The organism is Aliirhizobium smilacinae (genome assembly GCF_006335145.1).
GTDB lineage: Bacteria > Pseudomonadota > Alphaproteobacteria > Rhizobiales > Rhizobiaceae > Neorhizobium > Neorhizobium smilacinae.
In genome coordinates this window covers 20,256-30,179 of record NZ_VDMN01000015.1, presented here as the reverse complement: position 1 = coordinate 30,179, position 9,924 = coordinate 20,256, and the positions used below count along the sequence as shown (strand labels likewise).

Below are 9,924 nucleotides of genomic sequence, written 5' to 3'. Positions count from 1 at the left end.
CCGGCAAAATCGACTATCTTCGGACCGAACATGGCGATGCCGTCGATCTCATGATCGTCATCAAGAACGCCATCGATCCCAAAGGCATTATGAATCCGGGCAAGGTGCTGCCGAGCTGAGCTGAGCCCGACAAGTGAACCCGTAGCAGAACATTTCTTCCGGCGACGCTCTTGAGAAGGTTCGGACCGGCGACACCTTGTTTTTGCGGTTATCAATGTAGGCTATCAGCTGCCACGCGGTGAGCTACGGATTTCTCACGAACCAGCGCCAAATCATAAGAAAGCTCTCCATTTGGATTGATGTAATGGCTCTGCACCTAAGGAGGCGAGCTCTCTCCGGCGCTGTCACCGACCTAGACTCCATGACACGCCACCCCTCGTTGGTTCGATGCATCCTGAGCTGCACCTCAGAATGTGGTGGATATATTGCGCGCTCCTCTTGTAATCATGTCTCTGATTTTCGCCAGACTACGGAAAAGCAGGAAGGCTGGTAGCGTTGAACAAGATCTCATTACGTGAACGGAAAAAGCACGAAACACGGGAGAAGCTTATCAAGGCCGCAGTCAGCTTGGCCGTGGCGCATGGAGCCGCCAAGGTGCGCGTCGAAGATATCGCAGCCGCGGCAAACGTATCTCCGCGAACCTTCAATAATTACTTCCCGTCAAAGGAAGCTGCGATGCTGGATATTCTGTTGCAGGCGGGCAAGCTTATCAGCAATTCCATCAACGATATCTCGCCGGATCTGAGCACCGATGCCGCCGTACGCACTGCGATCATTTCGGGGTTTCCGGAAGTCCCCCGCAGAGATTGGCTCTCTCAAGTCATATTAATGTATAATGATCCCGACCTCGTTCTGGAACGTCGCCGGATTGACGGCCAAATCGAAATCATGGCGGCCAAGGCGATCGCGCTCAGGGAAGGCGTGGATGAAAAGCGGGACATTTATCCACGCCTTGCCGCCGCCACAATGATAGCAACCGTTCATGTCGCCATGGAACATTGGCTAAGTTCCGAGACCGAAGACGGTTTCAGAGAAACACTTGGACAAGTGCTTGACCGCGTTAGCATCGCGCACTGTTGAAGCCCTGCGGCTTAGCATTGTCCTGGAAAAATCCGGCACCCTTCCTTCCACAATATCCGGGAGGGTCGACAAGATGTGCCGTAGACAAAATGCCCCCATGCTACGGCAATGCCTCTGCCCGAAATAACGGTGCCCTTTAACAATCCGCGCTGCGTCACCGCGGCTGTCACACACCAAAAGATGCAATCCACGCAAATTTGCGGGATGCGCAATATTTATCTTGATAGCTTTAATCATGTTATGTAGACCTGCCCAGACCAACGTTTGGAATGGGGTCAATCGAAATGGTTTCCGGCAAGACAAGGCGCACCCGGTTCGGCGCGTGCATAGTTGTGTCTTCTTTGGTTGGTGCTGCGGGAAGTAGCACTAGTGTCAACGCGCAAGAATCGACCGAACTTGCACCTATCGTTCTCGAAGGCTCGGGTGCCTCGCAGGGAGATGGTCAAGGGGGCGGACTAAAGACCAAGGGATATGTAGCCAAAGAAACCTCGGTCGCAACCAAGAGCGACACTGATATTCGCAAGGTCCCACAGTCGATCGGGACCATATCGCGAAAAGAACTCGAGGATCGAAATGTCCAGTCACTGGTCGAGGCCGCTCGATACACTGCGGGCGTACGGGCTGGTCAGTTCGGCTTCGATCCGCGATTTGACACGATATTCATCCGCGGCTTCAACGTGACAGATACCGGTTTCTATCGCGATGGCCTTAGAAGCCTCGGCGGCCCATTCTCGGTGTTTAGGCACGAACCCTATACCTTGCAGGGCGTGACGATCCTGAAAGGACCAAGTTCCGGCGTTTACGGATCCGGCGCACCAGGAGGCATCGTCAATGTGATCTCCAAACGTCCGACGGAAGAACCCTTCCGCGAAATTGAAGGGCAGATCGGAAGTTACGACAGAGCCCAGGTCAACTTCGACCTATCCGGCCCGGTGGCCGACAATGATAACGTTCTTTATCGCCTGACAGGCGTCAAGAGAGCTGCCGATACGCAGTTCATGGCAGCAAGAGACGATCGGTTCTCAATCGCGCCGGCGCTCACGCTGCGCTCCGATGATCAGGATACACAACTGACCATACTTGGCGAATACACCGATTTCACAAGCGGTGGTGCAGCAGGTTGGTTCACAAGCCCTTCTGGGACCATTACGGATCTGGAACAGGGCGACCCTCGGTATCGGGATTACGACGGGCGCCAGTATAGGTTCGGCTACGAATTCGAACACCGCCTCACAGATGAGGTCGTATTCAAGCAAAACGTCAGATATCAGAATATCGATACCGACATGAAATATGTCGGTATAGCACTCGTGCTGGGAGACTTTGTGTTGCGCGCGCCCGAGCGTCTCCGCGACGAAGCCAGTGGGATAGCGGTAGACAACCAGTTGCTCTGGAGCTTTGACACCGGTCCACTAGAGCACAAGCTCATGACCGGTGTCGACTACAGCTATGTTGACTACCGCTGGCGCTATGGCCGCGGAGGCTTCATGTTCAATGATCAGGCACCGATTATTCCCCCTACGGCACTTGATCTCTTCGACGAAAGAACCAACCAGCAGCAGGTTGGCTTATACATTCAGGACCAGATCGACTATGATCGGTGGTCCCTCACGGTTGGCGGTCGCTTCGACTGGCTGGAGACGTCAAAGTCCGATCTCCTCGAAAATTCATCGGGGAACACCGAAAAGCGCGACCATAAGTTCACGGGCCGGATTGGCCTCGCTTATCTCTTCGACAACGGACTATCTCCTTACGCCAGCTATTCCACGTCGTTTGCGCCGACAACCGGCGCGTCCCGCACTGCGCACTTCAAGCCGACTGAAGGCGAACAGATGGAGGTCGGCCTCCGCTACACTCCGGAAGGGTCGAATTTGTCGATAAGCGCGGCACTGTTCGACATCACCCAATCGAGCATGCTCGTCAACGTAAGTTCGACCGAGCAGGCTCAGACCGGCGAAGTAGGCTCCCGCGGGTTCGAAATCCAGGCAACATCAAGCATCACGGATGCACTGAGCCTAACGGCTGCCTACACTTACCTCGACATGAAGTATCAAGGCGATTCGGAAGGCACTACCGGAGCCACTCCCAAGGGGAATTTTCCGGCCGGAATTCCCGACCAGATGTTCTCCCTCTGGGGCCAATACAACGTCCTTTCAGGACCTCTGGAGGGGCTTGGCGTCGGACTTGGTGCGCGCTTTCTCGACACCAGCTATGCAGACGACAAAAACACACGGAACAACCCATCCCGGACCCTAGTGGACGCAAGCATGTCCTATGATTTCGGCAAGCTCCGACCGAACCTCGGAGGGCTTACCGCGCAGGTATCCGCCAAGAACGTATTCGATGACCGAGAAGTCACCTGCGTCAATCTGAATTGCTACCGCGAACAAGGACGCAGCGTGATCGGATCTCTAAAATTCCGGTTCTGAGCTCGTCCTGGATAACGAGCGATGCGGACGGGCGCTTTGCCCGTCCTTTGCAACAGTACCGCGTGGCGGAAAAGGCTCAAACAAATGATGATGTTCAGCGCTCATGCGACCATCAAAGCTGACGATATTGACGGCTGTTTGCCGGTGTTGCTCGAACACATGGAAGAGCATTCAACGGTTATCCACACGGGCAAGGGCGCTATTCTGGTGAGCCCCTTCGGATCTGTCGAAATTCGCCGTCAACCCGGTGACCTGCTTTTGGAGGCGAAGGCGGGCTCCGTCGAAGTGCTGTCGATGATGAAAGCATTCATCGCAGAGCATGTGTTCGAATTTGCAGGGGAAACAGCCTCGATCGTCTGGTCGGATGACCAAGCGTTCGACCAGACACCGCCGCATTTTCAGAAGCTGACTGTGATGGATACGTTCAATGTCACGCCACGTATGCGGCGGGTAAAATTCTCTTGCGAAAGAGTGACAGCGTTCACTGGCGATGCGGGATATCATGTAAGGCTTCTTCTGCCTCCAGGAGGGAAAGATCCTGTCTGGCCCTCCATGAACGCGGACGGACGCCTGACATGGCCCGATGGCGATAACACCCTTGTCAGCCGGGTCTACACTATCAGGAATGTCGACATGGAAAGTGGCCTGGTCGAGATCGACTTCGTCCTTCATGATACTCCCGGCCCGGCGGCGACCTGGGCCGTACAAGCGCAGCGGGGTGACATTATCGGCCTGCTCGGCCCGAGCGGCGGCACGATGCCGCCAGCCAGTCACTACATTATGGTCGGCGACGAAACAGCGTTACCTGCCATATCACGCCTCCTAGGCGACCTGCCGGCGCACTGTCGAGGCATCGCTTTCATCGAGGTGCAAAACCGGGATGAAATCCAGCAGATAGCGCACCCGGAAAATATTGAACTCCGCTGGCTCCCAAGAGGCTCAACTCATCCCGGGACGACTACTCTTCTGCAGGATGCAATCGCAACGCTGCCCAAGCCAACAGCGCAGGAAACATATTTCGCCTGGATTTCATGCGAATTCACGGCGTGCAATGCCATCCGTACGCACTTGCGGAAAAACTGGGGCGCAACGAAAGGCAGCTATCTGGCAACGTCCTATTGGCGCCGGAGTGAATGCGACGATGGGACGTCCGCATCGGAGATCCACTATGAGCACTGAATTCATGGCCAACCACGTTCGGGTATCGAATGGACGTCTGATCGTCGGGCTCGGTGGACTTTATGTGGCTCAGAGTATCATCGGCTCGATGATCTTTGCGGGTCTGCCGGCCGTCATGCGTCAGGGTGGCGCATCGCTCAACGAGATTGCATTTACGCTGCTCGCGGTTCTGCCGTGGTCTTTGAAGTTTCTTTGGGCCCCGACCGTCGAACGGTTCCGGTCTCCACATGTCGGCGTCCGCCGCTCCCGACTAACGGTCGGCATCGTTGGCGCTTTTTCCGTTGGTGCTGTTGTGGCTCTCGCACTGACTGGCCCAACCACCGTCGGCGCCTTGGCCGTTGCTATGATGATCGCATCAACCGCCTCGGCGACGATCGACATTGCCTGCGATGGCCACGCCGTGGAAAGCTTCTCTGAGGAGAACCGAGGCTGGGGGAATGCGGCACAGATCGGCGGGGCCTACCTTGGCACGGCGCTGGGTGGCGGCGCTTTCCTGATCATGCTGGATCATTGGACCTGGCGCAGTTCAAGCCTTGTTATGGCAGGCTTGCTCGTCGCTTTGGCTCTCCCATTCCTGCTGACACCGGATGGCGCACCCGCGTCGCGCCCCGATCGGCCGCGCCCTTCCCTAAAGAATGCTTTCAAACGACCGGAGATAAGATCCGGCCTCGTACTCGTCGCGGTCTATGTCTTCGGCCAAAAGTGGGCGATGACCATGATCGGGCCTTTTCTCATCGACCTGGGCATGAGCCTCACGCTTCTTGGGGCGCTCAACGGAGCGGGGATCACCATTCTTGGCGTCGCTGGCGCGCTCGGCGGAGGCTATCTTGTGCGGCACTACGGTGCCTACCGGGTGATGTTCTGGACGCTTCCCGCCCAGGCAGTTGCAATGTTTTCCTTGGCTTCGATTGCGTACTGGGACATGCGATCCCTTCCATTGTTACTGCTGACATTGTTTGTGTCAGCAATGATGTTCGCCTTGGGCTTTGTCGCGCTATACTCGGAGCTCATGGGCCGGGCCTCGCTCGATCAGGCAGGGGTTGATTTCACGCTCTTCCAGAGTGCGGACGCAATCATAAGCCTGATCGGCTGGCAATTGGCGGCAGTCGCCGGTGAAAGCTTTGGATACGCATTCTGCTTCGCATCAGCCAGTGTTTTTGGCCTGATCACGCTGAAGCTATTGCCACGTTTGCGGCAGTAACGTCGGATTGCTCACTGGGCAGCCATTAATCACCAGTCAGGAACGAGGTTTGCGGGCCATGTCAGATAGATCGGTAATTTGGCAAGCTAGTAGGCTAGTGAGAAATCGTGCGGCTATGCCTGTGGGTCAGCGGTCAATTAAACCTGCTCAAGCCGGTGAGCATTAAAGTGCTAAAACTGTAGACGCGATGACAAAAATGGTTGAGCAGGCCAGCCTCCCATAGTAATCCTTGAATTAACTTGAGTCGAAATTTCATCTTTAATGTTCATGCATTCTTTCAGTTGGATAGTTCGTCATGGAGACGAGCAACGTTGTCGGTGAGAGCATAGGCAAGCCTATGCGTCTCGCCATTCAACATTGCAGAGATGTCCGATGAAATATTTGACTGAGACCGACCAGATCCGCCGGTCGCATTTTGCCAGCACGGCCTGCACGACCTTTTGGCTAAGCTTCGCAATCCCTCTTCTGTGCACGACGGAAGCAAGCGCTCAAGTTCTCCATTACAGTATTCCTGCCGGGCCGATTGAAAAAGCACTCGCGAGTTATAGTACCGCGAACGGTCTGCAGATCGTCTACAGAGGTGACGTTCCGCTCAGCAAACAGAGCTCCGGAGTGACAGGAGATGTAACCAAAGAAATAGCTTTGGACAAAATCCTTGCGGGATCGGGCATCACGTATCGCTTCGTCGATGCCAGGCGCGTTGAACTGAGTTCGGGTCTGAAGGCTTCTCGTATCGGCTCAAATGACGATGATGGCACCGAGCTCAAGACGATTGTCATCACGAGCGCAAACTCGCCATATTCCTCACCTGATGCGACAAGCTCTCTTAGCCAGGATGATCTCATCTTGAAGAATGGCGGTGACCTCAACAGCAGTTTGCGAGGCCAGCCCGGCGTGTTCACGCTGCAGCCGGCCGACCAGCCCGGCATATCGACCAATATACGGGGGATGGAAGGTTACGGCCGGGTCAACACCATGATCGATGGCGTGCCTCAGAACTTCCGAAATGTGAGCGGGCACGGATCGAGTGGCGGTAACCTGACCTACGTCGATCCTAATCTGCTCGCTGGAGTTGATGTAGAACGCGGAGCGGTATCCGGAGCGCATGGCAGCGGCACGCTCGCTGGCGCCGTCAACATGCGCACACTCGAACTTGACGATGTTCTTTTGCCTGGGAAAGACTGGGGCGGAATGACCCGGCTAACGGCGGGAAGTAACGGTAGCAATTACGCGACGCTTTACGCTGGAGGTGCCCGTCATGATTTGGGCGAGGATGGCTCCATCGGCATCGTGGGTGCTTTCAGCCAATCCGATTTCCAGCGCTACAAGAACGGAGACGGCGATATCGTCGGCCAGTTCAACACCGAAAACAGACCGAAGTCAGGACTGGCAAAATTCTCGCTGGAACCGGATCAGGACCAGAAAATCGAGATTGGCGGGCGCTGGTACCAGAACGAATTCGTCAATTCCAGCTACATCTGGGATGTAAAGAACAGCACCTATACGGCTGATTATTCGCTCTCTCCTGCAGGCAATGATCTAGTCGATCTGAACATCCACGGTTTCCTCAACAGGACGGAACTCAGCTATCCGCTCGATAGCGGCGGCTCTTATCGCGGCCGGAACTCAAGGGATATTACGACCGGCGTCAGCGTGGACAACACCTCGCGCATCGATCTCGGTGATGACGTTTCGTTGAAGCTGTTCTACGGCGGCAGCTGGCAGAAGGACGATTACACGGTCAATGCTTTAAAGGGCGGCAATCCGCCGGGATCGCTATCCAAATATGGAGTGTTCTCCGAAACAACACTCGACTGGAACATGTTCCGCCTGACCGGAGGTCTGCGATACGACCATTGGGGCCTGAATGGCTATCAAGCCCCCATTACAGCAGGGATGGGCTCGTGCCCGGCCGGCGGCCCCAATTGCGGCGGCACGAATGTCGAGACCAGCGGAGGTCGCTGGAGCCCTCGCGTAACGCTCAGCGCAAAGCCGCTGCCTTGGCTCCAGCCCTATGCGACCTACTCTGAAACGTTTAGACCACCGACCGTTCAAGAGACCTTCTTCTCGCTCATCCCGATCGGAGCCGGCCTGGGAAGCGGGGTTGCGAATAACATCAATCTTCGACCTGAAATACGTAAAGGCTGGGATTTCGGAACCAATCTTTCCTTCAACGGCGTTCTATCGAGCGACGACAACGTCAATGTGAAAATCGGCTATTTCTCCAATAAGATCGACGATTTCATCGTGAATGATTTCGTCGACGTTCCAGGTCGCGGCGATACCGCAATGTGGGTCAATCGACCAGGTACCACACATATGGATGGCGTCGAGTTCCAGGCTAGTTACGATCTGGGATATCTCTATATGAACGCCTCCTACACGGCGTCATCGACAAAGCAGCCGATCGGCCAGGCCGCGGGGTGGGGCAATGGCCTTTATGGAGAATCGCCGTCGCATTATGGTTCCTTCGATATCGGAACGCGGCTCCTCGAAAATCGTCTGACTGTCGGTGCAACCGTAAACTACACCGGTTCGTCGGTGGAGGGGTACGGTGACCTGTTCGGCGCCGGGGCGGAGTATAGAAAGCTGCCGTCATACACCTTGTTCGACATTTATGCCTCGTTCAAGGCGAACGGGAATATGCAGGTATTTGCGACCGTGAAGAACGTGTTTAACAAAAGCTACACGCCTGCGGATTCCTATGAGAGCAGTTATTCGAATACCGGCAAAGGCACGACTGCCATCGCCGGCCTGACACTGCGCTTCTGATCCCGCACATTGAAGACGCATGTCGTGAAGCGCATGCGTCTTCAAATAATATCGCGATATGATTGACACAGCCCATGGCAGTGGTGATAAGCCAATTGTCTTCGACCCGCGAGCGAACTCAAGCGTTGAGCCAACCAAACCCTTCTGAGAAAGTAGATTCCCAATTCGGGCATGACATGATTTAAGGCCGCCTTAGAAAATATTTCGGTGGGATGCGGAGTGGCGCATGTCCCGCGCGTTGGCTACCGGTGGCGGGTACGAAGTCATGCTATGGTAAATAGTATTCCGATTACGTTCCGGTTGGAACCTATGCGGAGCATAGGAATACGGCAAGTTTTGCTTGACGCTCTTGTTGAACTTGGCTCTGTCGACGACTGGCAACGGTGATCGATAGCACGAGCAGGTACCAATCCCATTCGCCTTTCATCGAACGCTTCGGTCAGATCGATAGGTCATTTCGAGAAATGAGTTTCAATCCTGAAGTCGCAGCTCATCGGAACGCATCTGGAACGATTTGAGCGACGACAGATAGTTCATACCAAGCAGACTCTGCGACAACTCACCCTCGGGGGAAATCAGAGCCGTGACGTTCCGTCGAATTATTGGCCCTAGCGCGACGACGTCCAGGCTCGTTCGAGCCGCGACACCCGCGCCGCTTGCCGTAAGGATGGGAACAACAAAATCAGACGCTTCTGGGGAAAGGCCAAGCTGGAGCGCATCGGGATAACTCAAGACGATTTGGCTCGCGCCCGTATCAACGAGCATGAACAAATCTCGCCCATTGATTTTCACAGTCGTTTCGAAATGACTGCCTGCGGTTTTGTAGATAAGCACCCCCGAGCCATCAGCCACATGCACTGCGATCGCCTGTCCGGGAACGAGCGATGCAACCACCCGGCTACCTTGCCGATACAAGTCATCGCGATTAATGTAACCGAACATAAAGACGGCGAGCAGCAGCAACCACGCGATCATCTGAATTTCACGGATGAACATGGCAGGTCGCCGCGAGATGAGAAAAATGGCACCCGACAGAGTTGCGAGCGGCGCTGAAAGCGGAAGATAACCGAACTTGTTAAGAGAGTCGGTGTTGAGGAAAAGTATGAAGCCTATGGCGGTTACAAGGAAAAGATAAAATACAGCGGCTTTCATTGGGCGCTTTCGTTGCCATGTGTCGTTCCCACCAGTTCAGAAGCAGCGTGAACGCTAAACGACGTTGCTGAAATCCCCATCTCATTCACCCTCCATGAGTTACGATGCCTA

At 55.0% G+C, this 9,924-nt stretch carries 7 protein-coding genes; 6 read left to right on the top strand and 1 reads right to left on the bottom strand.

The features are described 5' to 3' along the window. From FHP24_RS28405 to FHP24_RS28380, 6 genes are all read left to right on the top strand, one after another. Window positions 1–119, top strand: a 119-nt coding sequence (locus tag FHP24_RS28405; protein WP_139678335.1) for an FAD-linked oxidase C-terminal domain-containing protein, incomplete at its 5' end; no start/stop codon positions are given. A 376-nt stretch (window positions 120–495) separates the two neighbouring features. Beyond that, the gene (locus tag FHP24_RS28400; protein ID WP_180356169.1) at window positions 496–1,080 is read left to right on the top strand and encodes a TetR/AcrR family transcriptional regulator; all 585 of its coding nucleotides are present in this window, start codon (window positions 496–498) and stop codon (window positions 1,078–1,080) included. Window positions 1,081–1,364: 284 nt separating this feature from the next. Then, on the top strand, window positions 1,365–3,509 hold the full coding sequence (locus FHP24_RS28395) for a TonB-dependent siderophore receptor (RefSeq protein ID WP_180356168.1): 2,145 nt from the start codon (window positions 1,365–1,367) through the stop codon (window positions 3,507–3,509). Window positions 3,510–3,593: 84 nt separating this feature from the next. Continuing rightward, window positions 3,594–4,688 (top strand): siderophore-interacting protein, encoded by a 1,095-nt coding sequence (locus FHP24_RS28390; protein ID WP_180356167.1) that lies wholly within the window; start codon window positions 3,594–3,596, stop codon window positions 4,686–4,688. Next, the gene (locus FHP24_RS28385) at window positions 4,678–5,889 is read left to right on the top strand and encodes an MFS transporter (RefSeq protein WP_394344678.1); all 1,212 of its coding nucleotides are present in this window, start codon (window positions 4,678–4,680) and stop codon (window positions 5,887–5,889) included. The genes FHP24_RS28390 and FHP24_RS28385 overlap by 11 nt, the downstream gene beginning before the upstream one ends. Before the next feature lie 372 nt (window positions 5,890–6,261). Further along, window positions 6,262–8,661, top strand: a complete 2,400-nt coding sequence (locus tag FHP24_RS28380; protein ID WP_139679605.1) for a TonB-dependent receptor — start codon at window positions 6,262–6,264, stop codon at window positions 8,659–8,661. A gap of 471 nt (window positions 8,662–9,132) precedes the next feature. On the opposite strand, the gene FHP24_RS28375 is transcribed toward FHP24_RS28380, so the two are convergent. Then, on the bottom strand, window positions 9,133–9,813 hold the full coding sequence (locus tag FHP24_RS28375) for a retropepsin-like aspartic protease family protein (RefSeq protein ID WP_139679604.1): 681 nt from the start codon (window positions 9,811–9,813) through the stop codon (window positions 9,133–9,135). Window positions 9,814–9,924: the final 111 nt, after the last annotated feature.

Excerpts from the sequence above, each read along its gene's own strand:
- FHP24_RS28395 (WP_180356168.1), top strand. The coding sequence starts at position 1,365 with ATGGTTTCCGGCAAGACAAGGCGCACCCGGTTCGGCGCGTGCATAGTT.
- FHP24_RS28390 (WP_180356167.1), top strand. The coding sequence starts at position 3,594 with ATGATGATGTTCAGCGCTCATGCGACCATCAAAGCTGACGATATTGAC.
- FHP24_RS28385 (WP_394344678.1), top strand. The coding sequence starts at position 4,678 with ATGAGCACTGAATTCATGGCCAACCACGTTCGGGTATCGAATGGACGT.
- FHP24_RS28380 (WP_139679605.1), top strand. The coding sequence starts at position 6,262 with ATGAAATATTTGACTGAGACCGACCAGATCCGCCGGTCGCATTTTGCC.
- FHP24_RS28375 (WP_139679604.1), bottom strand. The coding sequence starts at position 9,813 with ATGAAAGCCGCTGTATTTTATCTTTTCCTTGTAACCGCCATAGGCTTC.